Origin of the sequence: Streptomyces xanthochromogenes, from assembly GCF_014650455.1 — a bacterium.
GTDB lineage: Bacteria > Actinomycetota > Actinomycetes > Streptomycetales > Streptomycetaceae > Streptomyces > Streptomyces xanthochromogenes.
In genome coordinates this window covers 517,662-543,850 of the sequence record NZ_BMUZ01000003.1, presented here as the reverse complement: position 1 = coordinate 543,850, position 26,189 = coordinate 517,662, and the positions used below count along the sequence as shown (strand labels likewise).

At 70.7% G+C, this 26,189-nt stretch carries 22 protein-coding genes; 14 read left to right on the top strand and 8 right to left on the bottom strand.

The features are described 5' to 3' along the window. Positions 1-38: 38 nt before the first annotated feature. Positions 39-917, top strand: coding sequence for an alpha/beta fold hydrolase (locus IE267_RS09820; protein ID WP_189762858.1), 879 nt, complete (start codon positions 39-41; stop codon positions 915-917). Positions 918-945: 28 nt separating this feature from the next. Here the strand turns inward: IE267_RS09820 and IE267_RS09815 are convergent, their stop codons facing one another. Beyond that, complete coding sequence (locus IE267_RS09815; protein WP_189762857.1) at positions 946-1,875, bottom strand: endo-beta-N-acetylglucosaminidase H; 930 nt, start codon at positions 1,873-1,875, stop codon at positions 946-948. Between the two features lie 367 nt (positions 1,876-2,242). Here IE267_RS09815 and IE267_RS09810 point away from each other — a divergent pair, with 367 nt between their 5' ends. The 3 genes from IE267_RS09810 to IE267_RS09800 all read left to right on the top strand — a co-directional run bounded on the left by IE267_RS09810 (position 2,243) and on the right by IE267_RS09800 (position 5,729). Then, positions 2,243-3,709, top strand: a complete 1,467-nt coding sequence (locus IE267_RS09810) for an AMP-binding protein (protein ID WP_189762856.1) — start codon at positions 2,243-2,245, stop codon at positions 3,707-3,709. 35 nt (positions 3,710-3,744) lie between these two features. Beyond that, positions 3,745-3,915: a hypothetical protein gene (locus tag IE267_RS09805; RefSeq protein ID WP_167160746.1), complete on the top strand. Its 171-nt coding sequence runs from the start codon at positions 3,745-3,747 to the stop codon at positions 3,913-3,915. Positions 3,916-4,106: 191 nt separating this feature from the next. Next, the gene (locus IE267_RS09800) at positions 4,107-5,729 is read left to right on the top strand and encodes a phospholipase D-like domain-containing protein (RefSeq protein WP_229860914.1); all 1,623 of its coding nucleotides are present in this window, start codon (positions 4,107-4,109) and stop codon (positions 5,727-5,729) included. Between the two features lie 228 nt (positions 5,730-5,957). Here IE267_RS09800 and IE267_RS09795 read toward each other — a convergent pair whose 3' ends face one another. From IE267_RS09795 to IE267_RS09785, 3 genes are all read right to left on the bottom strand, one after another. Further along, a complete protein-coding gene (locus IE267_RS09795) occupies positions 5,958-6,641 on the bottom strand; it encodes a hypothetical protein (protein WP_189762855.1) in 684 nt (227 codons plus the stop codon). 135 nt (positions 6,642-6,776) lie between these two features. After that, a complete protein-coding gene (locus IE267_RS09790; protein ID WP_229860912.1) occupies positions 6,777-7,604 on the bottom strand; it encodes a DUF1206 domain-containing protein in 828 nt (275 codons plus the stop codon). A gap of 160 nt (positions 7,605-7,764) precedes the next feature. Beyond that, positions 7,765-9,288, bottom strand: coding sequence for a catalase (locus IE267_RS09785; RefSeq protein ID WP_167160750.1), 1,524 nt, complete (start codon positions 9,286-9,288; stop codon positions 7,765-7,767). Positions 9,289-9,580: 292 nt separating this feature from the next. Here IE267_RS09785 and IE267_RS09780 point away from each other — a divergent pair, with 292 nt between their 5' ends. Further along, the gene (locus IE267_RS09780) at positions 9,581-10,015 is read left to right on the top strand and encodes a hypothetical protein (protein ID WP_229860910.1); all 435 of its coding nucleotides are present in this window, start codon (positions 9,581-9,583) and stop codon (positions 10,013-10,015) included. Between the two features lie 42 nt (positions 10,016-10,057). Here the strand turns inward: IE267_RS09780 and gyrB are convergent, their stop codons facing one another. Beyond that, a complete protein-coding gene (gene gyrB / locus IE267_RS09775; RefSeq protein ID WP_373304508.1) occupies positions 10,058-12,118 on the bottom strand; it encodes a DNA topoisomerase (ATP-hydrolyzing) subunit B in 2,061 nt (686 codons plus the stop codon). A 418-nt stretch (positions 12,119-12,536) separates the two neighbouring features. Then, complete coding sequence (locus IE267_RS09770) at positions 12,537-14,054, bottom strand: hypothetical protein (protein WP_189762853.1); 1,518 nt, start codon at positions 14,052-14,054, stop codon at positions 12,537-12,539. A gap of 224 nt (positions 14,055-14,278) precedes the next feature. Here IE267_RS09770 and IE267_RS09765 point away from each other — a divergent pair, with 224 nt between their 5' ends. Genes IE267_RS09765 through IE267_RS09745 form a run of 5 tightly spaced genes read left to right on the top strand, consistent with a single transcriptional unit; the run spans position 14,279 to position 19,746 of the window. Next, a complete protein-coding gene (locus tag IE267_RS09765; RefSeq protein WP_189762852.1) occupies positions 14,279-15,538 on the top strand; it encodes an NAD(P)/FAD-dependent oxidoreductase in 1,260 nt (419 codons plus the stop codon). Next, a complete protein-coding gene (locus IE267_RS09760) occupies positions 15,535-16,323 on the top strand; it encodes a DUF1365 domain-containing protein (protein ID WP_373304507.1) in 789 nt (262 codons plus the stop codon). Before IE267_RS09765 ends, IE267_RS09760 begins: the two co-directional genes overlap by 4 nt. Beyond that, complete coding sequence (locus IE267_RS09755; protein WP_308428747.1) at positions 16,320-17,597, top strand: SAM-dependent methyltransferase; 1,278 nt, start codon at positions 16,320-16,322, stop codon at positions 17,595-17,597. The genes IE267_RS09760 and IE267_RS09755 overlap by 4 nt, the downstream gene beginning before the upstream one ends. Beyond that, positions 17,594-18,922 carry a class I SAM-dependent methyltransferase gene (locus IE267_RS09750; RefSeq protein WP_189762851.1) on the top strand — a complete coding sequence of 443 codons (1,329 nt, stop codon included), beginning with the start codon at positions 17,594-17,596 and terminating at the stop codon, positions 18,920-18,922. Before IE267_RS09755 ends, IE267_RS09750 begins: the two co-directional genes overlap by 4 nt. Continuing rightward, complete coding sequence (locus IE267_RS09745) at positions 18,919-19,746, top strand: DUF1295 domain-containing protein (protein WP_189762850.1); 828 nt, start codon at positions 18,919-18,921, stop codon at positions 19,744-19,746. The genes IE267_RS09750 and IE267_RS09745 overlap by 4 nt, the downstream gene beginning before the upstream one ends. Before the next feature lie 63 nt (positions 19,747-19,809). Here IE267_RS09745 and IE267_RS09740 read toward each other — a convergent pair whose 3' ends face one another. Further along, positions 19,810-20,451 (bottom strand): carbonic anhydrase, encoded by a 642-nt coding sequence (locus IE267_RS09740; protein ID WP_161249670.1) that lies wholly within the window; start codon positions 20,449-20,451, stop codon positions 19,810-19,812. Positions 20,452-20,612: 161 nt separating this feature from the next. Between IE267_RS09740 and IE267_RS09735 the strand changes: the two genes are divergently transcribed. From IE267_RS09735 to IE267_RS09720, 4 genes are all read left to right on the top strand, one after another. Then, a complete protein-coding gene (locus IE267_RS09735; RefSeq protein WP_189762849.1) occupies positions 20,613-22,244 on the top strand; it encodes a molybdopterin-dependent oxidoreductase in 1,632 nt (543 codons plus the stop codon). Positions 22,245-22,345: 101 nt separating this feature from the next. Then, on the top strand, positions 22,346-22,996 hold the full coding sequence (locus IE267_RS09730) for a fasciclin domain-containing protein (protein ID WP_167160770.1): 651 nt from the start codon (positions 22,346-22,348) through the stop codon (positions 22,994-22,996). Between the two features lie 148 nt (positions 22,997-23,144). Then, positions 23,145-23,972 (top strand): helix-turn-helix domain-containing protein, encoded by an 828-nt coding sequence (locus IE267_RS09725; RefSeq protein WP_189762848.1) that lies wholly within the window; start codon positions 23,145-23,147, stop codon positions 23,970-23,972. 183 nt (positions 23,973-24,155) lie between these two features. After that, positions 24,156-25,223, top strand: a complete 1,068-nt coding sequence (locus IE267_RS09720; RefSeq protein ID WP_229860908.1) for a methyltransferase — start codon at positions 24,156-24,158, stop codon at positions 25,221-25,223. Between the two features lie 274 nt (positions 25,224-25,497). On the opposite strand, the gene IE267_RS09715 is transcribed toward IE267_RS09720, so the two are convergent. Then, positions 25,498-26,121, bottom strand: a complete 624-nt coding sequence (locus IE267_RS09715) for a TetR/AcrR family transcriptional regulator C-terminal domain-containing protein (RefSeq protein ID WP_189762847.1) — start codon at positions 26,119-26,121, stop codon at positions 25,498-25,500. Between the last annotated feature and the right edge of the window lie 68 nt (positions 26,122-26,189).

The following is a 26,189-nucleotide window of genomic DNA, read 5'->3' as shown; positions in this document are numbered from 1 at the left end:
ACGCCTTACCTTGAAGTGTCAAGGTAAGGAGTGCGCGGATGGACGAGCACGGCACGGTTCCTTCGATGACCGATCTGGCGGCGGGCCTTGGGGTCCACATCCACGACCCTGCGCGGCCGTTCGGGTTCGGCTACTCGCGCGCGGGCTGCCGGCTGCACGCCTACGACTGGGGCGGCACGGGCCCGGAAGTGCTCCTGCTGCACGGCGGGGGACTGACCTCGCACACCTGGGACTACGTCTGTCTCGGACTGCGCGGGGCCGCCCGGCTCATCGCCCTCGATCTGCGCGGCCACGGCGACAGCGGCTGGTCCGACGACTACCGCATCGCCACGATGGCCGAGGACGTCATCGCGGCGGCCGACCACCTCGGCTTCGACCGGGTGCGGCTGGTCGGCATGTCGCTCGGCGGCGTGGTCGCCGCCCATGCCGCCGACACGCACCCCGATCGCGTCGACCGTCTGGTGCTCGTCGACGTGGCACCCGGCGTCGACTTCGAAAGCACCGGCCGCATGCGGGAGTTCATGGCCGGGCTCGGTCCCGTCGCCGGACTCGACGCGGTGGTGGACGCGGCGATGCGGGTCAGTCCGCGAGCGCACCGCGCGAGCGTCGCCTACCGCATGAGCACCCTGTTCCGCCGGGAGCCGGGCGGCGGCTGGGTGCCGAAGAACGACCCGCGGCCACCCGACTTCTCCGCGATCCTGGCCGCCATCGAGCAACTGGCCCTGCGGCTGAGCAAGATGCCGGTACTCCTCGTGCGAGGCGGGCGCAGCCGGGTGCTCTCGCAGTCCACCGCCGAGCGCCTGGTCGGACAACTGCCGGACGGTGGACTCGTGGTGGTCCCGGACGCGGGCCACAACGTGCAGGAGGACAACCCGGCCGCGCTGATCGCCGCATTGCGCCCGTACCTGACCGGATGACCGGCCGCGGCCCGTGTCGGGCGCGGAGCTACGGGGTGTAGACGGCGTCGCTCCCGTACAACGGCTGGGTGAAGCCCGACATGTAGGTGTGCCGGTCGGAGCCGTCCAGGTTGTAGGTGAGGTACACGCCGTAGCCCTCGCTGACCGTTCGCTTCGCGAGAGTGGCCGCCGTGCCCGACGAGGTCGCCGCGAAGTCGATGGCCGCGGGCGACAGGGCCGACTTGGGCAGGGCGATGCCGGGGACGCCCCAGGTGCCGTAGTACGGGTTCCAGGCGTAGTTGAACTTCGAGGAGACGTTCACGCCGCCATAGGAGAGACGCGAAGCGGCCGGGCCGATGTTGTACAGGGAGATGAGCTTGGTGGGCAGGTTCGCCCGGAGCGCGGAGACCAGGTGGACGAACGAACTGCTATTGGGCTGCCCCGTGCCGTTGTTGCCGTATTCGGCGTACTCGTCGTCGAAGTCGATGCCGTCGAGCCCGTACTTGCCGACCGCGTCGGACAGTTGCTTGGCGAACGCGGTGGCCGCGGCCTGTGACGGGAAGTTGGCGAAGCCGGCCCCCTGGTGGTTGCCGAGCACCGACAGCATCACCTTGATGCCCTTGGCCTGCAGCGGTCGGATCTGGGTCTGGGCGTTGTCGAGGACCCGCTGCACGTTGTCGTTGAAGTACAGGTACGCCGATTTCTTGGTCGTGTCGTAGTTGATGTTCGCCGCGAATATGACGGCCACGTCGAAGACGTTGCCACCACCGTTGGCGAGCGTGTACTTGCCGACGTTCAGCATGCTGTTGCTGTTCACCTCGACGTAGGCCACCGAGGTCGGCCCCTTCTTGGCGGGCGCGGCGGGTGCCGGGGTGGGGGCGGCCGCCGCTTGGGTGGTGGCCGTGGCGCCGCCCACCAGAGCCGCGGCGGCCAGGAGTGCGAGTGCGGCGGTCCGCACTCTGCGGTCGAAGATGCGCATTGTTCATCAGCTCCCTGTCACATGGACTTGCCTCATGAACGCGTTGGTTGAACCAGCGACGGGAGCCTGCCACACCGGATGCGACACGGATAGGGTGCCTCCGCTTCTCGGGGACGTACGTCAACGGGGCCCGTCGGCCGATCGGTGCCCATCAGGGGGCCCGCGCACCGCCCCGTGCACGGTCGAGGGCACCTGCGGCGTCGACCGCCCGTTTCCACCGCTCAGCACGGCTGGTTGGACCTTTCGCCCAGGGCCTTCGCCATCCATGGTCGAGAAAGCGCATTGAGCGTCGAGGCATCGCGGGGTTGGATTGCGGGGCCGGAGCGGAGAGGCCCCTCTCCGGCGCGTCGAAGGGGGATGGACAGCCATGCTCAAGGGGTGCGTGCCCTGGCCCGAGGGATTCGTGGACCGCTACTGGGCGGCAGGGCACTGGCGCGGCTGTACGCTCGACAACCTGCTGCGCGACTGGGCCTTGCAGTACGGTCCGCGCACCGCGCTCGTACACGGTGACACCCACCTGACCTACGCGAACCTGAACCGGCGTGTGGACCGCATGGCCGCCGCGTTCCGGCTGCGGGGCCTGCGGCCCGGGCAGCGGGTCGTCGTACAGCTGCCGAACGTCCCGGAGTTCGTCATCACGGTGTTCGCGCTGATGCGCGCCGGAGTGGTCCCCGTGCTGTGCCCGCTCTCCTACCGGGCGCCGCAGGTGCCGCACATCGTGCGGGTCACCCAGGCGGTCGGATACGTCGGCCCCTCGGTGCGCCAAGGGTTCGACCACACCGCGATGGCGGCGGGAATCGCGGCTCAATGGCCGTTCCTGCGCAGGGTGTTCACCTATGAGGAGCCCGGCACCTCGTCCCCGTACGGGGGGCTCACGACCGACCCCGCGGGCTGCCAGTACTCACCGCTCGGCGCCCTCGATTCCCCGCCCGGCCCGCCCCTGGCACTGAGTGCCGACGAGGTGGCCTTCTTCGAACTGGCCGAGAGCACGGGCGGGTTGCCCCTGCTCGTGCCTCGCACGCACAACGACTACGCCTATCAGGTGCGGGCCGCCGCCGAGTTGGTGGGGCTCGCCGGGCACGACGTGTACCTCGCCGCGCTGCCGGCCGAGTCCACCTTCGCCTTCGGCGGCCCCGGCATCGTCGGCGCCCTCTCCGTGGGCGGCACCGCAGTCCTGGTCGACAGCGTCCATGACGTACCCGGCGCCGATGACGACGGGCACGCCGACGGCCTCGGCGGCCAGGAACCCGCCGCTTGGCTCTCGGCCGTCGGGCGCGAGCGCGTCACCATCACCTCACTCACGCCCGGCTGCGCCCGCCGCCTGGTCGACGTACTCCCCGCCGCACAGGCGGACTTGAGCTCCCTGCGCCTGGTGCAGATCTGCGGCGAGGCCCTGCCGCGGGAGACCGCCGAACGGCTGGCCGCCCGGTTGGGCTGTCGTCTGCAGCCGGTCTTCGGCCTGTCCGAGGGGCTGCTCGTCATGACCCGGCCCGAGGATCCGGACGAGACCGTCCTCGCCACACACGGCCGTCCGCTCTCGCCCGACGACGAGATCCGCATCGTCGATGTCGACGGCCAGGACGTGCCCGAGGGCGAGCCGGGAGAGCTGCTCGCACGAGGGCCGTACACGGTGCGCGGCCACTATCGCGAGCCCGACCGGAACGCCCTCGCCTTCACGCCGGAGGGCTACGTCCGCAGTGGCGTGCTCGCCCGGCGGGATCCGGCGGGAAACGTCGTGGTGACCGGCCCTCTGGAGGGGGCCGGGGGCGGCCGTCACGATCGCTGGGGAATACCGACCGTGTTTGCCGAGCCGTTTTTCGGTTACCTGACGTAGTGAAAGGCCGTCAGTACCCGACGGAAGGCAAGGACATGATCCTCGTTACGATGCTCATCCTCGTCGCGGTTCTCGCACCCCTGACCGTGCTCGCGCTCGCCCCCAAGGCGCCCGCGCGACGCAACCCCCTTCCCCGTGGCCGGTTCGCCCGTCGGCGTCTGCCCGTGGTGCCGCCGCAGCCCGGCGGCCGCCGTCACGCCCGCTGACGCCGCGACCGCGTAGGGCCAACGGGACTCCTTGTGGGCCGCGGCGCACGATCTGCCGGAGAACGGCGGGTTGGTGGCTGGATCGTGCGGTCTCGGATACTCACTCCCGGCATGAGCTGATAGCTTCCGCGAGTTGATCTTGCTGGTCGCCGGGAGTGGCGGCCGGGTACCCGCGAACAAGGAACCCCGAATTGGCTCGTCACCCGCGAAAGCGCCGGTCCGCTCTCGTCCTGCGCACCGCTGTCCCGGCCCTGGTGGCCGTCCTGCTGCCCGTGGCCCCCGCATCGGCGGATGCGGGGGCCACTGCGGCCACCCCGCATCTTGATGCCGTCGAGCAGACGCTCCGTCAGGTCTCTCCGGGCCTCGAAGGCAGCGTCTGGGAACGCTCCGCGGGGAACACCCTCGACGCGTCGGTACCCGGCGGCGGTGACTGGCTGCTGCAGACCCCGGGGTGCTGGGGAGACGCCACGTGCGCCGACCGTCCCGGAACCCGCCGGCTCCTCGCCAAGATGACGGAGAACATCTCGCGGGCGACCGGGAGCGTCGACATATCCACCTTGGCCCCGTTCCCCAACGGGGCCTTCCAGGACGCCGTGGTGAGCGGGCTCAAGGCGTCCGTCGCCTCCGGCCACCAGCCCAAGGTCCGCATCCTGGTGGGTGCCGCGCCGATCTACCACCTCAACGTGGTGCCGTCGAAGTACCGCGACGAACTCGTCGACAAGCTCGGCAAGGACGCCGCGAAGGTCACGCTCAACGTCGCCTCGATGACGACCTCGAAGACCGCCTTCTCCTGGAACCACTCCAAGCTCCTGGTGGTCGACGGCCGTTCGGTGATCACCGGGGGCATCAACGACTGGAAGGACGACTACCTCGACACCACCCACCCCGTCAGCGACGTGGACCTGGCTCTGACGGGGCCGGCCGCCGCCTCGGCCGGCAAGTACCTGAACGAGCTGTGGTCCTGGACCTGCCAGAACAAGAACAACATCGCCAGTGTCTGGTTCGCCTCCTCCAACGGGGCCGGCTGCATGCCGACCCTGGAACCGGTGGCGCCCGCCGCGGCACCCGACGGGGAGGTGCCGGTGATCGCCGTCGGCGGGCTGGGCGTCGGCATCCGACGCGACGACCCCGCTTCGCAGTTCCGGCCCACGCTGCCCACCGCGCCGGACACGAAGTGTGTCGTCGGACTGCACGACAACACCAACGCCGACCGCGACTACGACACGGTCAACCCGGAGGAGAGCGCCCTGCGGGCCCTGATCTCCAGCGCGGACCGGCACATCGAGATCTCCCAGCAGGACCTCAACGCGACCTGCCCGCCGCTGCCGCGGTACGACATCCGTGTGTACGACGCCCTCGCCGCCAAGATGGCCGCCGGCGTCAAGGTCCGCATCGTCGTCAGCGACCCCGCCAACCGCGGCGCCGTCGGCAGCGGTGGATACTCGCAGATCAAGTCCCTCGCCGAGATCAGTGACACCCTCCGCGACCGGCTGGCCCTGCGCACCGGCGACCGGGCATCGGCGCGCACCGCGATGTGCTCGAACCTCCAGCTGGCGACGGCACGGAGCTCCACCAGCCCGAAGTGGGCCGACGGCCACCCCTACGCCCAGCACCACAAGCTGATCTCCGTGGACGGCTCGGCGTTCTACATCGGATCGAAGAACCTCTACCCGGCCTGGCTCCAGGACTTCGGGTACGTGGTGGAGAGCCCGGCGGCCGCCAAGCAGCTGGACAGCCAACTCCTCGCCCCGCAATGGCAGTTCTCGCGCGACACCGCGACAATCGACTACGAGCGCGGAATCTGCCAGGGCTGATCCCCGGAGGGCACTCGGCCCGATGCCGGAGCAGATCCGCGTGCGGGTTGAGCGGACCGCCCAGGTGGGCGCCCGGTCGGCGACCCGCCGCTCGCGTCCGACACCTTCGACCGGCACTCGACGGCCTCGCCGAACTGGCCACCGCACTGACGTCGCCATGAGGACTTCGTGGGGACGCCGTCGACGGACGCGGAGGAGCACGGTCCGCGGCCGCCGGCCGGGCGGGAGTCAGGGCAGGGGCAGGGACGGCGGGGACTGCGGGGTGATCACATTGCCGCCGCGCACGGTGGGCAGCGCCCGGATGTGACCGGAGGGATCAGTGGCACCGGGCGCGTACAGGTCCACTTGGCGTTCCAGCTCGAACCGGTTGTCGACGGGCGGAAACTGCGTCATGCCGCTGCACGACAGGCTCAGCGGGGTGTGGGATTCGAGGGTGAGAGCCGGCTCGCCGCGCCGCTCGACGGTGACGGTCACGACGATGACGTCGTGCTCGGTGAAGCGGGGCGGGGCGGCGGACATCAGCCGCAGGCTGCTCTGGGCATGGGTGTCGGCGTCCTTGAGGGCGATGGTGACCTTGAACTCCCGGTCCGGCGACATGCCTTCCAGATGGAAGTCGGTGGTGCGGAGCAACACGCTCCGCGCGGGACTCCGGTGCGGGTCGACTTCCGTCCGCTGCTTGATGCCGCCCGTGAGGTTGGCCTTGATGACTTCGTCGCTCAGCTCGATGACGCTGTTGGCGCCGGTCATGTTCGACGGGATTTCGGCGCCGATGGCCGGCATGGCCGTCGAGGGGGTCGCGTGCGTCCGGTGCGGGGCGGCCGCGGCGGGGGAGGCGTCCATGCTGAGTGCGGGCGCTGCGATCAGTACGGCAGCGGCCACTGCGGCCAGCCGCGCGGAGGGAGCTCGTTTCATGCCCGGTGAACGATCACGAGCCACTCCTCGTATCGCCCGTCCCGGGACAAATACGTACCGAAGGGTTCGAGTGTCCCGCGGCGCATCCGCATCCGCATCGGCGGGTCGGGGTGCGCCCCGGGACTCACCTACGGTTCACATGCGGCGCCAGCGTGCCGAGGCGAAGGAGAAGGCCCCGAACAGCATCAGCCCGATCGCGACCGCGACCAGCAGCCAGGGGCCGACAGGGGTGCCGGCGAAGCTGCGCAGCGTGGCGTCCACGCCCTTGGCCTGCTGGGGGTCGAAGCGGATGGCCGCGACCAGTACGAAGATCCCGGCGGCGGCTCCCACCATGCCGCGCGCCACCCCGCCGCCCACTCCGAGAGCGGTGACGACCTGGCGGGTGCCGGTGGGGGTGGACGAGAGGTCGAGACGGCGCAGGAAGCGCCGCATCGCCGCGCGGACGGCAATGCCCACGCCGACGCCGATGAGTACACAGCCCCCGGCGCCCACCAGCTGCTGCCCGTAAGGGAGTTGGAGCGCGGTGCGGGTCCAGTCCCGGGACTTCGCGTCACCGCCGCTTCCGCGGTCCCCGGTGGCGAAGGCGGCCGTACCCCAGCACACGGACGCGTAGAACACGGCCCGTCCACCGTTCATGATGCGTGCGGTGACCTTGCCGTCCCGGCCGCGTCCGCGCACCGCCGCGATCCCGCGCCACACGGCCATGCAGCCAAATCCCACGGCCAGCGCCCACAGCACCGCGATCCCGAAGGGCTTCCCGGCCACCTCGGCCAGCGCACCCTCACGGTCCGCCTCGCCGCCGCCGGCCCCGAACGCGATCCGGATCGCGAGCACGCCGATCAGGACGTACACGACACCGCGGGCGACGAATCCCGCCCGGCCGGCGGCGCTGACCGTCTCCTCCTGTGTGAGGTGGTTCCCGCCAAGCCTGCCGCGGTTCTTCTGTATGTGTGACGATGCCACGCTTCCCCCCACCTTCCTGACGCCCGGACGCGGCACGCGTCCCTGGTCGCCGGGTGCCCCGGCGGGACCCGCCCATGCGCCGGGCCGGCCCCTCGCTTCGGATGCGAGGAACCGGCCCGGTGGTAAGGGAGGGACGGACCCCTCCGCGGTCAGGCCCTGGTCAGGCCTTCGACTGCATGTCCCGGCGTGCCGGGTTGCCCTGCTGCTCGGCCTTGGGGTCCTTCTCGTCCGCCTTGGCGCGGACCCCTCGCTCGATGCGCTCACCGATCGACTTGTCGATGTTGGACCAGTACTCGAAGGCCCGTCGCAGGACCGGCTCGGTGACTCCGTTGAGCAGATGGCCTACGACGTTGTCCACGAGCCGGTCGCGGGCCGCGTCGTCGAGCACCTCACGCACCATGGTGCCCGCCTGGCCCCAGTCGTCGTCCTCGGCGTGGTCCACGTACGCCGCACGCGTGATCGCGCCGTCCGCCGTCCAGCTCGGCGGGCTCCCGTACCGCTCGGTGTCGGCGGCAGGGCCGCCCTTGGAGTTCGGGGCGTACACGGGGTCGGACGTCTTGCGATACGCCATCGCCCCGTCCTTCGAGTACGTGTTGACCGGGACGACCGGGGCGTTGACCGGCAGCTGCTGGTAGTTGCCGCCGATGCGGTGGCGGTGCGCGTCCGCGTACGAGAAGAGCCTGCCGAGCAGCATGCGGTCCGGGCTCGGCCCGATTCCGGGGACCAGGTTGTTCGGCTGGAACGCCGCCTGCTCGATCTCGGCGTGGTTGTCCGTGGGATTGCGGTCCAGGGTCATCCGGCCGACCTCGATCAGCGGATAGTCGCCGTGCGGCCAGACCTTGGTCAGGTCGAACGGGTTGAACCGGTAGTCCGCCGCGTCGTCGTACGGCATCACCTGCACATGCAGGGTCCAGCTCGGGTACTCGCCGTCCCGGATGTGCTCGAAGAGATCCCGGGTGTGGTAGTCGGTGTCGGCGGAGGCCATCTGGTCGGCCTCGTCCTGGGTGAAGAACTCGATGCCCTGGTCGGTCTTGAAGTGGTACTTCACCCAGAAGCGCTCGCCCTGGGCGTTGATCCACATGTAGGTGTGCGAGGTGTAGCCGTTCATGTGGCGCCAGGTCCGCGGGATGCCGCGGTCACCCATCAGCCAGGTGACCTGGTGGGCGGACTCCGGCGAGAGCGTCCAGAAGTCCCACTGCATGTCGTGGTCGCGCAGGTTGTTGTCCGCACGGCGCTTCTGGGACCGGATGAAGTGCTGGAACTTCATCGGGTCCTTGATGAAGAACACGGGGGTGTTGTTGCCCACCATGTCGTAGTTGCCTTCGCTGGTGTAGAACTTCAGCGCGAAGCCGCGCGGGTCCCGCCAGGTGTCCGGGCTGCCGCGCTCGCCGGCGACGGTGGAGAACCGGGCGACCAGATCGGTCCTCGTGCCGGGCTGGAACAGCGCGGCCTTCGTGTAGGCACTGACGTCGTTGGTCACCTCGAAGTGCCCGAAGGCACCGCTCCCCTTGGCGTGGGGCTGGCGCTCGGGGATCCGCTCCCGGTTGAACTGTGCCATCTGCTCGATCAGGTACGAGTCCTGCAGCAGGATCGGTCCACCCGGGCCGACGGTGAGGGAATGTTCGTCGCTCTCCACCGGGGCGCCGGAATCGCTGGTGGTCGGCCGGCGTGGTGCGTCTGTCATCGGTCTGCCCTCCGTCATTGCGGTGCGCGATGCAAGGTACTCAGGCCGCGATCACGAAATGGAAACCGCGGCACTACGCGTGTAGCCGTCTCCGGGCGTCGGCAAACCCGCGCATATCCGTCAGGTGGATCAGAATGTCGACAGAGATCGGCTGTCGGCGACTCCGGCCCGATCCGGGAATGACCCCGAACGGCGTACCTGGTCGGGGCCGTCCGGGCCGCGGATACCAAAGTCGGACTCCGCCAGACCAAAGACCGATCCCCCAGGCACCGGGGCCGCCGAGGATGAGGGCATGGACATGCAGGAGAGCCCCCACGACCCCACGTCCTTCCGGCCCGTCGCCCGGGCCGCCTACATCGGGGCCACGGCCGCTGAGCTGGGCCGCAGGACCGGCGCCGACACGGCCGCCGCCGGCGTCTCGCAGAAGGTGCTGTTCCAGCGGCGCGGTTCCGTCGCCCTGTACGAGGACCGTCTCGTGCTCGGTGGCTGGAACGACTCCGGCGACCTGGTGCTGGGCGCCGCCGACATCGCCTCGGCACGGACCCGCTTCACCGAGCTGTACGGCCGCTTCATCGGCGGCCTGCTCAACGCGGGCAAGCCCCTCGTCCTGGAGACCAGGACGGACGCGGGGGAGATCTATCTGCTCATCGACCGCAAGGAGTTCATGGAGACCACCGACGACCGGGCGTGGGAGCGGCGCATCAACGCGTGGCTCGGCAACGCCTGACCGATGCCGCGGTGCGTGCCCCGCTCACGCACGCCGTCGGGGTCAGATGTCGAGGAACCGGACGTCGCGCGCGTTGCGCTGGATGAAGGAACGCCGGGCTTCCACGTCCTCACCCATCAGCACCGAGAACAGGTCGTCGGCGAGCGCGGCGTCGTCCAGCGTGACCTGGCCGAGCACCCGGTGCTCGACGTCCATCGTGGTGACGCGCAGTTCCTCCGCGTTCATCTCGCCAAGGCCCTTGAAGCGCTGGATCGAGTCCTCCCGTATCCGCTTCCCGGCCTCCCGCCCCGCGGCCACAAGAGCGTCGCGCTCGCGGTCCGAGTACGCGTACTCGAAGTCGTCCCGGCCCCACTTGATCTTGTAGAGCGGGGGACGTGAGAGGTAGACGTGGCCGCCTTCGACGAGGGGCCGCATGAAACGGAAGAGGAAGGTCAGCAGCAGGGTGCTGATGTGCTGGCCGTCGACGTCGGCGTCCGCCATCAGGATGATCTTGTGATAGCGGAGCTTCTCGACGTCGAAGTCCTCGTGGACCCCGGTACCGAATCCCGCGATGAGAGCCTGGATCTCGGTGTTCTGCAGGATCTTGTCGATCCGCGCCTTCTCGACGTTCAGGATCTTGCCCCGGATCGGCAGGATCGCCTGGAACTCGGGGTCGCGCCCGGATTTCGCGCTGCCGCCCGCGGAGTCGCCCTCGACGATGAAGATCTCGCATCTCGCCGGGTCGTTGGACTGGCAGTCCGAGAGCTTGCCGGGCATCGAAGCCGATTCGAGGAGTCCCTTGCGGCGTGTCAGGTCCCGCGCCCTGCGTGCGGCCACGCGTGCGGTGGCGGCCGCTACGGCCTTGCGCACGATGTCGGCGGCGTCGTTCGGGTTGCGGTCGAACCAGTCCGACAGGTGCTCGTGTACGACCCGCTGTACGAAGGTCTTCGCCTCGGTGTTGCCCAGCTTGGTCTTGGTCTGGCCCTCGAACTGCGGCTCACCCAGCTTGACGGAGATGATCGCCGTCAAGCCTTCGCGGATGTCTTCGCCCGAGAGGTTGTCGTCCTTGTCCCGCAGCAGCCGCCGCTCGCGGCCGTAGCGGTTGACGAGGGTGGTCAGGGCTGTGCGGAAGCCCTCCTCGTGCGTGCCGCCCTCATGGGTGTGGACGGCGTTGGCGTAGGAGTACACGCTGTCCGCGTACTGGCTGTTCCACTGCATCGCGATCTCGACGGACAACAGGCGCCCGGTGTCCGCGGCCTCGATGTCGATGACGGTCGGGTGAACGGGCTCGCCCTTGCGGGCGTTCAGGTACCGCACGAAGTCGACGATGCCGCCGTCGTACCGGTAGGAGGCGGTCCTGGTGCCCGGCTCCTGCTGCCCCTTCGCCGGACCCGACCCGGCTTCGTCCACCCCTGCGGCCTCCCGCGCCACGGACCGTTCGTCGGTGAGTGTCAGGGTCAGGCCCTTGTTGAGGAAGGCCATCTCCTGGAAGCGCCGCGACAGCGTCTCGAAGGAGTACTCGGTGGTCTCGAAGACATCGCCGTCCGCCCAGAACGTGATCGACGTGCCCGTGCGCGTGGTCTCCTCGTGCCGGACCAGCGGGCCGGTGGGCACCCCGTGCGCGTAGGACTGGCTCCAGCGGTGCCCGTCGGTCCAGACGTCGGCCGTCAGCCGGGCCGAGAGCGCGTTGACCACCGACAGGCCCACGCCGTGCAGTCCTCCGGAGACGGCGTACCCGCCACCGCCGAACTTGCCGCCCGCGTGCAGCACCGTCAGAACGAGCTCGATCGCCGGGCGGCCCGTTCCGGGGTGGGTGCCGACGGGGATGCCGCGACCGTTGTCCACGACCCTCACCCCGCCGTCGGCCAGGATCGTCACGTCGATCCGGTCGGCGACCCCGGCCATCGCCTCGTCGACGGAGTTGTCCACGATCTCCTGCACCATGTGGTGTAGGCCCCGCTCGCCGGTGGAGCCGATGTACATGCCCGGCCGCTTGCGGACCGCGTCCAGGCCCTCCAGAACGGTGATCGCGTTCGCGTCGTAGGAACTCGTGGAACTCGTGGACACCGGACCCCCGGAGCGGGCGGCGGCATCGGTGGTGGTCGGAACTCCGGATTCGGTCAAGACAAGGCTCCCTTTCGGGCACGACGAACCGCGCTGCCGCGCAGGCGCACGGCAGCGGTCGGTCATGGACGGGTTGGAGTGGCCCGGGCAGGCCGAAGCAAGCCCTCGGGGCCGCACCCTGGGCGTTTTCGAGCGCTCAAGGTGAGGTTCACTCTATCGTTCCGACGAACGAGGAATGGGGCGTGAAGCCACCTGTGTGGCCGCTGGAGGCCCTATCGGCCCGGGCTCTTACTCCCTCCACCTTGAATGGCCATCTTTCGCTTCAGTGGCCTCTGGGTGCCTTCTGTGGGCATCCGGTGAATGAGCTCGGCCGGGTAATTTCGTCGTCGCACAGCGGCACGCACGGTGCTGCCCGCGGCGGCTCCGGAGGGGCTCGCGGCGATGCTCGTCCGAGATCCCGGTCGGCGTTTTGGCCGAGTCAGGTTCGGTGCAGGAGCTGCGCCATGACGGCGGCCGGGAGCGAGGGATGGGCGGCAGCCGCTTCGACCACCTGCCAGTCGTCGTGGTCGAGCAACTCCGCCAAGGCCTGAGCCGGCAGCGCCGGGTGGCCGGCGGCTGTGCACCGCGCCTTCTCGTCCGCGAGACAGGCAAGCAGGGCCCGGGGCGTCGCATGGGGGTGCCGGGCGATTTCGCGGAGTGCTTTGCGCGCCGGTGGTCTGTGCCGGGACAGCTCTTCCAGGAGCTGTCCGGTGGCGTCCGGGTTCGCGGCCACGCCGGCCATGACCCGGACCCCGTGCCGGTCGACCATGGCGCGGAGCCGGGCTTCGGAGAGGCCCGGGTGCGCCGCGACGGACATGACCACGGCCGCGTCGGGGTCGGTGGCCAACGCGTCGCGGATCTCGGCCGGAAGGTCGCGTCGTCGGGCGATCAGCATCCGCACGGTCGGGAGGGGCGACCGGGCGAGCTCCTCGACCTCGGTGGGCGAGGCGACGGCGATACGGGGCAGCGAAGTGGGGCCGATCCTGGTGCGGCCGACGATGCGGACGAGTACGTCGAGCGGCACCCGCGGGTTGTGTGCGAGGCAGCGCCGGACGTCGTGGCCACGGTCCTCGGCCAGGATCTCGATCACGGCGTCGTCGATCGAGGGATTCTCGGCGAGGTCGGCGCGCACGCCGGGGGCGGGGTCCACCGCGAGCCTTGCGTACACCGCCGCAGGCAGACCCCGGCGGGCGGCCACGGCCCGGCGCAGCGGTTCCGAGGGGTGTTCGGCGAAGCCGGCGACAGCGGAAGCCGGGGTCGCGGGATTGTGCAGCGCCGCCCGCTGTATGCCGTGCGTGGCGGACTCACGGGAGCCGTCGCAGGAAGCACCCGCCGGGGAATCGCTGTTGGGCCTCGGGCATTGCGGGGCGGGGACGAACGCCGCCTCCTCCCGTTCGCGGACCGGACACCGCTGTACGGGCGGTATCCCCTTGCCCGCGAGCAGCCCGGCCAGCACGGTCGGCGGTGTCGCCTCGTTGGCCGCGACCGCTCGGCGGACCTCCGCGTGAGGGTGGGTCGCGAGTGCGGCCGCCACTTCGGGCGTGGCCCCGAACGCCAGCTCGGCCACGACGCGCGGGTCCGGGTCCGCGGCGAGCGTCTCCACCACGTCTCGGGGGAGACCGGGGCACCCGGCCAGCGTTTCGCGGCGCGAGACGTCCGGGTCCTTCGCGAAGAGGCGTGCCCATGCGGCCGGTCCGGAGCCTTCGCCGAGCAGAGCGAGAGCGGCTGCGGGCCGGGTCACGGGGTCGACGTCGGCGGCCGTCAACATGCCGTGCCGGGCGAGGCGTTGGGCGCTCGACTCGATGCGCGTGGCCAAGGTGGTCGCCTGGTCGTGCGTGAGGTCGGCACGGTCGGCCAGTTCGTCGGCGAGATCCGGGTCGGCGACCAGGATCAGGCGATCGACCAGGTCGGGCGGCAGGGACGGGTTGGCGGCGAGGCCGTGCAGGGCGTGGTCCACGGGGACATCGTGCCGAGCTCCGCCGCTGGACGCTCATGGGTTTCCGCGTTCGCCGGGTGCGTCACGACGGGCTTCTGCTCGATCCCCTTCGGGGACCCTCACGACGCGAACGGTGCCGTGCGGCAACTGTCACCAATCCGCGGGCGGCGCAGGGCCGAATCACTTGCAGACGGGCGCCGGACAGTCGGCCGTGCCGTCGCTGTCGGATGAGGAGGCGCGCGGAGATGGAACGGCGACAGATAGCCGTGGTGGGCAGCGGAGTGGCCGGTCTCACCGCCGCCCATGTGCTGCAACGGGCTGGTGACGTGACGCTGTACGAGGCGGACGACCGCGTGGGCGGGCACGCTCACACGCATGAGCTCACCCGGGGCGCGGGGAAGGTGGTCCGGGTCGACAGCGGATTCATCGTGCACAACGAACGTACGTATCCGCTGTTGCTGCGGCTGTTCCGGGAGCTCGGGGTGTCCACCCAGGACTCGGAGATGAGCATGTCCGTGCGGTGCGACGGCTGCGGGCTGCAATATGCCGGGGCCCGGGGGCCCGCGGGGCTCTTCGCCCAGCCGCGCAGCGTCGTCCGGGGGCGCTATCTGCGGATGCTCGCCCAGGTGCCGGCCTTCCACCGGGCCGCGCGCGCCGCCCTCGTCTCCGACCGTGAGGGCGAGCGGACGCTGGGCGAGTTCCTGGCCGCGGGCGGCTTCACGCCGTACTTCGTGCACCACTTCGTGACCCCGCTGGTGTCCGCGGTGTGGTCGTGCGCCCCCGAGATCGCCATGCGGTACCCGGCCACGTACCTCTTCCGGTTCCTGGAGCACCACGGGATGCTGTCCGTGCGCGGCGCGCCCAAGTGGCGTACGGTGTCCGGCGGTTCGGCCGAATACGTCAGCAGGGTCGTGAAGCAGCTGACCGCCGTGCGCACCGGGACCGCCGTGCGGGCCGTGCGACGGGAGTCGGGCCGGGCCCGAGTGGTGAGTGACGACGGGGAGCACACCTACGACGGTGTGGTCATCGCCGTCCACCCCGACCAGGCGCTCGGCATCCTGGCCGACGCCACCCCGGACGAATCCCGCGTCCTGGGTGCCTTCCGGTACTCGCGCAACCACACCGTGCTCCACACGGACGCCACCGTGCTGCCCACCGCCCCCGGGGCCAGGGCCTCCTGGAACTACCGGATGGCCTCCTGCGCGACGTCGGCGGACAAGGTGCAGGTCAGCTATGACATGAGCCGGCTGCAACGCATCGAAGGACCGCGGCCCTACATCGTCAGCCTCAACGCCGAGGGCGGGATCGACCCCGGCCGGGTGCTGCGGCGCATGACGTACGAACACCCCGTCTACACACGGGAGTCGGTGGCCGCGCAGCAGCACCTGCCCCGGCTCAACACACCCGTGACCGTCTACGCGGGCGCCTATCACGGCTGGGGCTTCCACGAGGACGGCTGCCGGTCCGGCGTCCGGGCCGCCGCCGCGCTGGGGGTGGACTGGTGACCGCCCCGGCCCTGGACCCGACGCCGGGTCCGGCACGCGCGCCGGAGGCCCCCGCACCGGTAGCCCCCGCCCTCTACGAATGCGTGGTCTCCCACGCGCGGACCGTCCCGCTGCGGCACTCCTTCCGCAACCGCACCTACCTGTGGCTCGTCGACCTCGACGAGCTGCCCGTCCTGCCGCGTCCGCTGCGCCCGCTCGCCCGGTTCGACGCCCGCGACCACTTCGGCGGCACCGAACCCTCACTGCGGGGCGGCCTCGACCGTTTCCTCGCCGTGCACGGCACGCACCTGGAAGGCGGCCGGGTTCTCATGCTCGGCCACGCACGCGTGCTGGGCCATGTGTTCAACCCCCTCACGCTGTACTGGTGTTACGGGCCAGAGGGCGACCTCCGGGCCGTGGTGGCCGAGGTCCACAACACCTACGGCGAACGCCACTGCTATCTGCTGCGCACCGACGAACAGGGTGCGGCCTCGGTGGCCAAGGAGTTCTACGTCTCGCCGTTCTTCCCCGTCGACGGCGCCTACCGGATGCGGCTGCCCGAGCCCGGCGCGAGGCTTGAACTGAGCGTGCAACTGCGACGCGGCGACGAGCGCCCGTTCACCGCCACCGTGCGCGGCGTACGCACCGGGGCGACGCCCGGGCGGCTGCTCGCGGCCGCACTCCGGCACCCGTGGTCGACGGCCGCCGTGTCGATCGGCATCCGCCGCCACGGCCTGTGGCTGTTCCTGCGCCGGCTGCCCGTCCAACCCCGACCCCGTCACTGTCTCCAGGAGGGCATGAAGTGAAGGCCGCTGTCTCGTACCCGGACGACCGGAGCACGACCCCCGCACCGCGTGTGCGGGTGGACGCGTCCCGGTGGCCCGACGTGGCCAGGGTGCCCCGCAGTTCGCCGGCTCGGACGTGGGTGGCCGAGTGGATCGTGCGGCGGGCGCTCGGCCGACTGCCGTTGCGGGTGGAGCTGGGCGGCGCCCCGCACACCGGCGACCAGGGACCGCTCGTCAAGGTGCACGACCCGCAGGCGTTCTTCCGCCGTCTCGGCACCGACGGGCTCATCGGGTTCGGCGAGTCCTACATGGCGGGGGAGTGGGACACCGACGACCTGGTCGACGTCCTCACCGTCCTGGCAGCGAACGTGGCCTCGCTCGTGCCGCGCCCGCTCCAGAGCCTGCGCGGGCTCTGGGCGCGGCGTCACCCGGCCCCGCAGCGCAACACGCTGCACGGGGCGCGGGCGAACATCAGCCGGCACTACGACCTGTCCAACGACCTGTTCGCCCTGTTCCTCGACGAGACCATGACGTACTCCGCCGCCGTGTTCCGAGGCTTTCCCGCGCAGTGGCCGAAGCTGGCGGACGCCCAGCACCGCAAGATCGACCGGCTGCTCGATCTGGCCCAAGTCGGCGAAGGGACACGCCTGTTGGAGATCGGCACGGGCTGGGGCGAGCTCGCCCTGCGCGCGGCGGAACGAGGAGCCCGGGTGAAGACCGTGACCCTCTCCCGGGAACAGCGCGCCTACGCGATCGGGCGCATCGAAGCGGCCGGCCACGCGGACCGCGTCAGCGTCGAGCTGTGCGACTACCGGCAGGTGACGGGTGACTTCGACGCCATCGTCAGCGTCGAGATGATCGAGGCCGTCGGCGAGGAGTACTGGCCCGTCTACTTCGACACCCTGTCCGGCCGGCTGGCCCCCGGCGGCCGGATCGTACTGCAGGCCATCACCATGCCCCACGAGCGCATGCTGGCCACCCGTGACACCTACACCTGGATCCACAAGTACATCTTCCCCGGCGGGCTCATCCCCTCCGTCGAAGCCGTGGACCAGGCAGCCCGGGCGGCAGGCCTCGCGACGGTCCACGACGACGCGTACGGAGCGCACTACGCCGAGACCCTGCGACTGTGGCGAGAACGCTTCAACGCGCAGCGCGAACAGGTCGCGGCCCTCGGCTTCGACGCCGTCTTCGCCCGGATGTGGGAGTTCTACCTCGCCTATTCCGAAGCCGGATTCCGGGCCCGCTACCTGGACGTCCACCAGATCGTGCTCGCGAAGGCGGGTGCCCGATGAAGCCGTCGGCAGCTGTGAAGCCGTCCGCACCGGTGAAGCCGCTGGCACCCCGTCTGGCCGAGGTCGTCGAGGGATATCTGGGTGGCATGCCGGTACGGCTACGGGCCTGGGACGGCAGCGAAGCCGGGCCCGCGGTGGCGCCCACGGTGGTGCTGCGTTCACCGCGCGCCCTGCGTCGACTGCTGTGGCAGCCCGGTGAACTGGGCCTGGCCCAGGCTTACATCGCGGGCGACCTCGACATCGAGGGCGACCTCACTACCGGGCTCAGCGCCGTGTGGCGCGCGGTCCGCGACCGGGGACCGGGGCCCCACCGCAAGGTGCCGCACCGCCGTCTCGCCGCCGCGCTCACCGCGCTCCGCTGCGGTGCCATCGGCCCGCGCCCGCCCGCCCCCGGCGCCCGCCAGGCCCGACTGCGCGGCCGGCCGCACACCACCGACCGGGACCGGGCGGCGATCAGCCACCACTACGACCTGTCCAACGACTGGTACGCGCTGCTCCTGGACGAGTCCATGGCGTACTCCTGCGCCTACTGGACCCGCCCCGACGACCCGCACTACGGACTGGCCGAGGCGCAGCACGACAAGCTGGAACTGATCTGCCGCAAGCTGGCCCTGGCCCCCGGCACCCGACTCCTGGACGTCGGCTGCGGCTGGGGAAGCCTGTCCCTGCACGCGGCCCAGCACTTCGGCGCCCGCGTCACCGCGGTCACCCTGTCCCGGGAGCAGCGCGACTTCGTCGCCGCCCGCGTCCGCGAACGCGGACTCGACGACCTGGTGAAGGTGCACCTGCGGCACTATCGGGACATCACGGGCGCCGACTACGACGCCGTCTGCGCCATCGAGATGGGCGAACACGTCGGTGCGGCGCAGTACCCGGCCTTCGCCGGGCGCCTGCACGCCCTGCTGCGCCCCGGCGGCCGACTGCTGGTCCAGCAGATGTCACGCACCGGAACCGCCCCCGGCGGCGGCGCGTTCATCGAGTCCTACATCGCTCCGGACATGCACATGCGGCCGCTGGGAGACACCGTCTCCCTCCTGGAGAACGCCGGGCTCGACGTGTGGGCCGTGGAATCGCTGCGCGAGCACTACGTCCGCACCATCGCCGCCTGGTACGCCACCCTGGAGGGGCGCTGGGCCGACTTCGTGGCCCTGGCCGGGGTGGAGACGGCCCGGGTCTGGCGGCTGTATCTGGCCGGCGGAGGCCTCGCGTTCGCCGAGCGCCGCATGGGCGTCGACCAGATCCTCGCCGTACGTCCCGGCACGGACGACGTGGCGAGCATGCCCGCCACTCTGCACGACTGGTACCGGCCGCGGGAGACACGATGACCGGCTTCCCCTGGCACGCCTTCGCCAACAACCTGGCCCTGACGGCCGTCACGGCGCTCGCCGTCGTCCTCGTCACCTTCGCCGTCGCGGTGGTCAAGGGACTACATCGTGTCGTCGACATCGCGTGGGGCCTCGGCTTCGCCGTGGTGGCCGTGGTCACCTGTGCGGCCTCGGCCGGTCACGGTGACGACGCCCGGCGGCTTCTGGTGACGTCGGCGACCGTGATCTGGGGGGTGCGCCTTGCCGCCCACATCGCCTGGCGCGGCCGAGGACACGGTGAGGACCCGCGCTACGACCGCATGCTGTCCAAGGCCCCCGGCAGCCGCAACGCCTACGCCCTGCGGATGATCTACCTCTTGCAGGGCGCCCTCATCTGGCTGATCTCGCTGCCCGTCCAGGCCGCCCAGTACACGCACGGGCCGCTGCTGCCCACCGCCGTGGTCGGCGGTGTGCTGTGGGCGGCCGGGCTGGTCTTCGAGAGCGTCGGTGACTATCAGCTCGCCCGGTTCAAGGCCGACCCGGCGCAGCACGGCAGGATCATGGACCGTGGCCTGTGGGCCTGGACCCGCCACCCCAACTACTTCGGCGACTTCCTCGTCTGGTGGGGCCTGTTCGCCCTGGCCTGCGGCACCTGGCAGGCGGCGGCCGTGTCCGTACTCTCGCCGCTCGTGATGTCGTACCTGCTCACCCGCGGCAGCGGGCAGCGGCTCTTGGAGGAGCACATGAAGGACCGCCCCGGATACTCCGCCTACGCGGCTCGCACCAGCGGCTTCTTTCCGCTGCCGCCCCGCCGCCGGCCCGTGTCGGACGCGCCCCGCCCCTGACCGCGGGCAGCCGTCTCGTCCGTGCCCCGCCCCCGGCCGCGAACGGCCGGGGGCGGGGGTGCGTCAGGACCGGGCGCCCTCCGGCACCTCGACACCGCGCGCGATGACCAGGCGGGCCGTGCCGTCGACCAGCCGGTAGGAAAGGCCCACCACCGCCGTGGTGCCCGCCTCGACCGCGTCCGAGAGCACCCGGGAGCGGTCGAGCAGCAGGCTGACGCTGTGCCTTATGTGCTCCGCGATGAACTCCTCGTCCTCGGTGTGGCCTGCGGCCTGCGAGGCCAGAACGCTGGGCGTGACGCGCTCGATGACGTCCTGGACGTAACCGGCGGCGGTGGTGCCGCTCTGGACGGCGGAGCGAGCCGCCGCCACCGCGCCGCACGCGTCATGGCCGAGCACGACCACCAGCGGGCAGCCGAGCACGCTCACGCCGTACTCGATGCTCCCCAGCACCTCGGCTCCCATGACGTGTCCGGCGGTGCGCACCACGAACAGGTCGCCGAGCCCACGGTCGAAGATGATCTCGGCGGCCAGCCGCGAATCGGAGCACCCGAAGAGCACGGCGAACGGATTCTGACCGGGCGCGACCTCGGTACGACGCGTGGCGTCCTGGTTGGGGTGCTCGGGTGAACCGGTGACGAATCGCTGATTCCCGCTCAGGAGCATCTCCAGGGCGGCGCGGGGCGTGGGGGTCTTCGCTGTGGTCATGGGCGGCAGGTTACAACCCCGCCTGCCAGGCAATTCACGGGAGTCCCCGCGAATCGTGCGGTCGGCACGGGCCGCCCGACGGGGTGCCGGGAGGCGCCGGGAGCAACTCGTATGGGTGAGTGGCCAATCCGGCTGCCCACCCGCTCCGAATAGGAGCCGTGATGAAAATTCTGAGCAGAGGGATTCGCCTTCCGCTCGCAGCCCTGTCCGGACTGCTCGCCGGCTTCGCCGCACTGGCCGTAGCGGAGCTGGTCTCCGCAGCCGTACGGCCCGAGTCCGGTCCGGTGATCGCGGTGGGCGGTGCCTCCATCGACCGCACTCCGCCGGCCGTGAAGGACTGGGCGATCCGCCACTTCGGCACCAACGACAAGCTCGTCCTGCAGCTCGGCATTCTGGCCGTTCTCGCCCTGCTGGCCCTCGTGCTCGGCGTGCTGGCACTGCGCCTTCGCCGTACCGGGGCCGCCGGGGTGCTGTTGTTCGGTGTCGTGGGAGCACTGGCCGCGACCGGCCGCCCCGATTCGACGAGCCTGGCCGACGCACTGCCTTCGGTGGCCGGAGCGGTGGCGGGCGCGGGACTCCTGTACTTCCTGATCGGACGGCTCACACTACGACGCGGAACATCAACTGATCCTGAAGCCAATGGAGTTGAGGGGTCCCCGGGCGCAGAGGGCTCCGCCGCCGAGGTGGCGGACGGTTCCCTCGGCTGGGACCGGCGTGGGTTCGTGATCGCGGCCGGTGCCGCGGCCGCCGCCTCCTCCGGGGCCGGCCTCCTAGGGCGGTCGCTGAACGACTCGCGTGGCCAAGGGGCGGTTGCCTCACGCGCCAAGGTGACACTGCCGAGGCCCGCTTCCCCGGCCCGGCCGATCCCGTCCGGAGCGATCCTGCACACGGCCGGCATCAGCCCGTTCGTCACCCCCAATGCCGACTTCTACCGCGTCGACACCGCCTTGGTGATCCCGAAGGTCGATGCCACCTCCTGGCGGATGAAGATCCACGGGAAGGGGGTGGGCCGTCCACTGACACTCACCTTCCAGAACCTCCTCGAACGCCGGCTGATCGAGCGTGACATCACGCTGACGTGCGTCTCGAACGAGGTCGGCGGCCCGTACGTGGGCAACGCGCGCTGGATCGGCGTGCCCTTGGCCGACCTCCTCAAGGAGGCCGGGGTCCGGCCCCCGTCGCGAGGCGGTCCGGCGGATCAGCTCGTGGCCCGCTCGGTGGACGGCATGACGATCGGCAGTCCCGTCGAGGACATCATGGACGGCCGGGACGCGATGCTCGCCCTCGGCATGAACGGCGAACCACTTCCCTTCGTGCACGGCTTCCCGGTCCGCATGGTCGTCCCCGGTCTGTACGGCTACGTCTCGGCGTGCAAATGGCTCCAAGACCTGGAGCTGACCACGTTCGACGCCTATGACTCCTACTGGGTCAAGCGTTCCTGGGCCCGGAAGGCGCCCATCAAGACCGAGTCCCGCATCGACACCCCGAAGCCGTTCGCGCGCCCGAAGCCCGGCACCGTGATGATCGCCGGGGCCGCCTGGGCGCAGCACCGGGGGATCGAACGTGTCGAGGTCCGGGTCGATGACGGCGACTGGACACCGGCCGACCTCGCGGCCGAGGACACCGCGGACACCTGGCGTCAGTGGTCCCTGCCGTGGAAGGCCACCTCGGGGGCCCACACGCTGACGGTCCGCGCCACCGACCGCACCGGCCGGATTCAGACCGAACAGCGAACCCAGACCATTCCGGACGGTGCGAGCGGCTGGCACTCGGTGGTGATCACCGTGGACTGACCGCGCACCACTCGCACGCCGACGCGGCGCCGAACACACCCGCCGCCCGTCGACTTCCGCATCCGTTCCAAGTCAACGCATTCCACTCCACAGGAGAAGTCATGAACGCCCTGCGTATCCGCCGTGCCACCATCGCCGTCACCGCCGCTGCCGTCCTCCCGCTCGTGCTCAGTGCCTGTGGCGGCAGCGACAGCAAGAAGGACAGCTCCTCTTCGTCCTCCGAGGCCGCCGCGCCTCCGGCCGCGCAGTCGTCCGCGGGCGACGACGCGTCCATGACGGACAAGCCGTTCGGCACCGCGTGCGCGTCCGTGCCGAAGGACGGTGCGGGCTCGTTCGACGGCATGGCCAAGGACCCGGTCGCGACCGCCGCCTCGCACAACCCGGCGCTGTCGACCCTGGTCGCCGCCGTCAAGAAGGCCGGTCTGGTCGACACCCTCAACAACGCCCAGAACATCACCGTGTTCGCGCCGACCAACGACGCCTTCGCGAAGATCCCGAAGGCCGACCTGGACAAGGTCCTCAACGACAAGGCCACCCTTACCAAGATCCTCACGTACCACGTCGTGGGCCAGAAGGTCACGCCCAAGCAGCTGGAGAACGGCTCGTTCGACACCCTGGAGAAGAGCAAGGTCACCACCGCCGGCTCCGGGACCGAGTACAAGGTGAACGACAGCGCCGGCGTGGTCTGCGGCAACGTGCCGACGGCCAACGCCACCGTCTACATCATCGACACGGTCCTGATGCCCAAGTAGGTCCGGGCAAGCCCAAATAGCGGGCAGGCCCAAGCAGGACCGGGCAAGCCCAAGCAAGCAGATCTTCGACGGTCCCGTCGGTGCCCTCCGGAACGGCGGGGGAACTTTCGTCCAAGACAGGACCGTCGAAGTGGGCGACCGTAGGGGCATGCACCGATACGAAACGGGTCCGGCGGCTCCGGACCACGACGCCGCGGCGGGCTGGGAGGTTGCCCACCCCCTCGGCGGCGCGTCCCTCTGCGGCGTCCGGATGGCCGGGTTCCGTGACCGCATCGCCGTGGGCCTGGACAAGCAGGTGCTGGCACAGCCTTCCGTGGTCGTCGTCATCGGTCTTGGCGACGACCCGCTCGTGGTCGAGGACGACCGCGGGGAGCGGTCCCTGTGTGCCTTCGTCTCCCCGTTGTCGCCCGGTCGGGCACGCGTACGCGGCGAGCGGGTCGAGTGCATCGAAATGCGCTTGTCGCCGTCCGCCGCGTACGCGTTGCTGGGTGTCTCCCCGAGCGAACTCGACCGGCCGGCCATCAGCCTCGACGACCTGTGGGGACGACCCGGACAACGCCTCCGTGAGCAGCTTGCGGAGAGCACGGCCTGGCAGCGGCGTCTCGTCCTGGTCGACGAGTTCCTCCTGGACCGGGCCGCCGGAGGGCCCTCCATGGCGCCTGAGATCGCGGCGGTCTGGGACCGCATCGTGGCCTGCCGAGGCGTGGTCCGGGTCGACGAACTCGCCGCGTCCTGCGGCTGGAGCCGCAAACGGCTGTGGTCCAGGTTCAGCGCCCAGATCGGTCTGACCCCCAAGCGCGCGGCCATGCTGGTCCGCTTCGATCACGCCGCCCGCGCGCTCCGCGCGGGCGAGAACCCTGCCGATGTCGCGCTGGCCTGCGGATACGTGGACCAGCCCCACCTCCATCGCGACGTACTGGCCTTCGCCGGATGCACGCCGAGCGCCCTGGCAGCCCCGAACTCGCCTGCTGCCTGAGCCGGTTCGTACGACGGCCCGGGTCGTACGGGGCTCGGATCGTACGGTTCCGGTTGCCCGAGGCGCGGTCCCCGAGGCGCGGTCTCGTAGGGCGGCCCGGCGCTGCGACGGCACTGCCCCGCTCCCTGCGATGGCCTGTTCATTCACGATCACCCCACTGGACACGACCGAAGGAAGACGCCTGTGACCACCACGACCACCGATGACCGATCAGCAGCCGCGGCCGACCGCGAGCTGATCGTCCGGACCGCCTTCGGGAGCATGGCCGCGCAGACCCTGCGCGCGGCTGTGCGGCTGAGGGTGATCGAGCTGATGGGTGCCACGCCGCGCCGGGCCGGCGAAGTCGCCGATGCCGTCGGGGCGGAGCTCCAAGCCACGACGCGGCTGCTACGCGCGCTGGCCGGCCTGGGCCTGCTGACGGAACACGCTCCCGGCACCTTTTCCGTGAGCCCGTCGGGAGCACTCCTCGACCCCGCGGCACCCGGCTCCCTCGCGTCCTTCGTGCGGGTGTTCACGGACCCGGTGGCCATACGGGCCTGGGAGCACCTGGACACGAGCGTCCGCACCGGTGACGTCGCGTTCGACGATGTCTTCGGCGCCGACTTCTTCAGCCACCTCGCCCAACACCCCGAACTGTCCTCGGCGTTCAACACCGCCATGAGCCAGGCGACCGGGCTGGCCGCCGACGTGCTGCCGCACGCCTTCGACTTCGGCCGGTTCGCCTCGGTCACGGACGTCGGCGGCGGGGACGCGACCCTTGTCGGTGCCGTCCTCGCAGCGCATCCGGCACTCGTGGGGGTCGTCCTCGACTCGACGGAGGGTTCCGCCCAGGCGCCCGACACGCTGCGGCGGCTCGGGCTCACGGAGCGCTGCTCGCTGGTCGCCGGAGACTTCTTCCGGAGCGTTCCCAAGGGCTCGGACCTCTACCTGATCAAGAGCGTCCTGCACGACTGGCGGGACGAACAGGCGGTCACTATCCTCAGGCACTGCCGGGAGGTGCTGCCGCCGGACGGCCGCGTTCTGATCGTGGAGCCCGTGCTTCCCGAAACCGTCGAGGCCGGCTCCGACGCCCCGGGCGGCCAGGAGGTGACCTATCTGAGCGACCTCAACATGCTGGTGAACGTGGGCGGCAGGGAGCGCACCCGCGCCGACTTCGAGGATCTCTGTCGCCTTGCCGGGCTTGCCGTCGCCTCGGTCGTCCCGCTGGAGGGGGCCGCGCCGTACTTCCTCATCGAGGCCGTTGCGGACTGAGCACCGAGGACGGGTAGGGGACACCTGAGCGGCTTGCCCGGGCGTGCGCCACCATCACCGGCAGGGCAAGTCGCGCTCCTGCGTAAGCCCCAACCTCCTTGCTCGGGGCAGCAGTTCAGCTCCCAGTCAGCGCTTTCTTGAGCAGATGCAGCAGCCGGTCCCAAGGGCGGCGCACCGCATCAGCGTCGAAGGGGCCGGGTGCCTATCAACCCGGCGGACGACCCCGCTGCGGTCATGGGCCATGGCGTCAAGCCCGACGGCGGGCCTGCTGGCCTCAACCTCCTTTGCCGGAAAGGTCGTTGAGACTCCGGCGCGTCGGCCGGCCGGGCGCCCGACCCTTGGGTGCGTGCTGCTCCAGGCCGCCCAGGATGAGGGCGAGCCCCGCCTCGAACGCCGACTCGTGGTCGATCGGGGGGAGGCCGGCGGGCCGTTCCGCGTCGCTGCCGAGGGCGAGTTCCGCCTGTTCCTCCAGGACGCTGCCGATCGTGTAGCGCCCGGAGGCCAGCATCGCCATCTGCGCGTCCCGCTCCGGCAGCCCGCAGGAGACCAGGAAGGCCAGTTTGTGGGCGACCCGGTCGAGGTCGGTTACGCCGGGGCTGCTTCCGGCGTGCAGACGCGCGCCGTCGCGACGGATGAGCAGGGTCCGCCGGAAGCTGCGCGTGTTGTCGAGGAACCAGGTGCGCCAGTCGTCGGCCGGGGTCGGCAGCGGAGCGGTCGCGTGGGGGGCCATCGCCGCCTCCGCCATGGCGGCGAGGAGCTCCTTCTTGTTGCTGAAGTGCCAGTACAGGGACGGCTGTTCTACGCCCAGGCGCTTCGCCAGCTGTCTCGTGCTGACAGCGTCGAGCCCGACGTCGTCGAGCAGGTCGAGCGCCTCGGCGAGGACGGTCTCGCGGTTCATTTTCCTCACCTTGACAACCTATCGCCGATAGATGACTCTGCAAAGGAACCTATCGCTGATAGATGCGG

Bases quoted from the DNA above. Each gene is read 5' to 3' on its own strand.
- IE267_RS09820 (WP_189762858.1), top strand. From the start codon at position 39: ATGGACGAGCACGGCACGGTTCCTTCGATGACCGATCTGGCGGCGGGC.
- IE267_RS09730 (WP_167160770.1), top strand. From the start codon at position 22,346: ATGAACGCCCTGCGTATCCGCCGTGCCACCATCGCCGTCACCGCCGCT.
- IE267_RS09740 (WP_161249670.1), bottom strand. From the start codon at position 20,451: ATGACCACAGCGAAGACCCCCACGCCCCGCGCCGCCCTGGAGATGCTC.
- IE267_RS09780 (WP_229860910.1), top strand. From the start codon at position 9,581: ATGGACATGCAGGAGAGCCCCCACGACCCCACGTCCTTCCGGCCCGTC.
- IE267_RS09750 (WP_189762851.1), top strand. From the start codon at position 17,594: ATGAAGCCGTCGGCAGCTGTGAAGCCGTCCGCACCGGTGAAGCCGCTG.
- IE267_RS09805 (WP_167160746.1), top strand. From the start codon at position 3,745: ATGATCCTCGTTACGATGCTCATCCTCGTCGCGGTTCTCGCACCCCTG.
- IE267_RS09810 (WP_189762856.1), top strand. From the start codon at position 2,243: ATGCTCAAGGGGTGCGTGCCCTGGCCCGAGGGATTCGTGGACCGCTAC.
- IE267_RS09725 (WP_189762848.1), top strand. From the start codon at position 23,145: ATGCACCGATACGAAACGGGTCCGGCGGCTCCGGACCACGACGCCGCG.
- IE267_RS09785 (WP_167160750.1), bottom strand. From the start codon at position 9,288: ATGACAGACGCACCACGCCGGCCGACCACCAGCGATTCCGGCGCCCCG.
- IE267_RS09745 (WP_189762850.1), top strand. From the start codon at position 18,919: ATGACCGGCTTCCCCTGGCACGCCTTCGCCAACAACCTGGCCCTGACG.
- IE267_RS09735 (WP_189762849.1), top strand. From the start codon at position 20,613: ATGAAAATTCTGAGCAGAGGGATTCGCCTTCCGCTCGCAGCCCTGTCC.
- IE267_RS09795 (WP_189762855.1), bottom strand. From the start codon at position 6,641: ATGAAACGAGCTCCCTCCGCGCGGCTGGCCGCAGTGGCCGCTGCCGTA.
- IE267_RS09715 (WP_189762847.1), bottom strand. From the start codon at position 26,121: ATGAACCGCGAGACCGTCCTCGCCGAGGCGCTCGACCTGCTCGACGAC.
- IE267_RS09765 (WP_189762852.1), top strand. From the start codon at position 14,279: ATGGAACGGCGACAGATAGCCGTGGTGGGCAGCGGAGTGGCCGGTCTC.
- IE267_RS09815 (WP_189762857.1), bottom strand. From the start codon at position 1,875: ATGCGCATCTTCGACCGCAGAGTGCGGACCGCCGCACTCGCACTCCTG.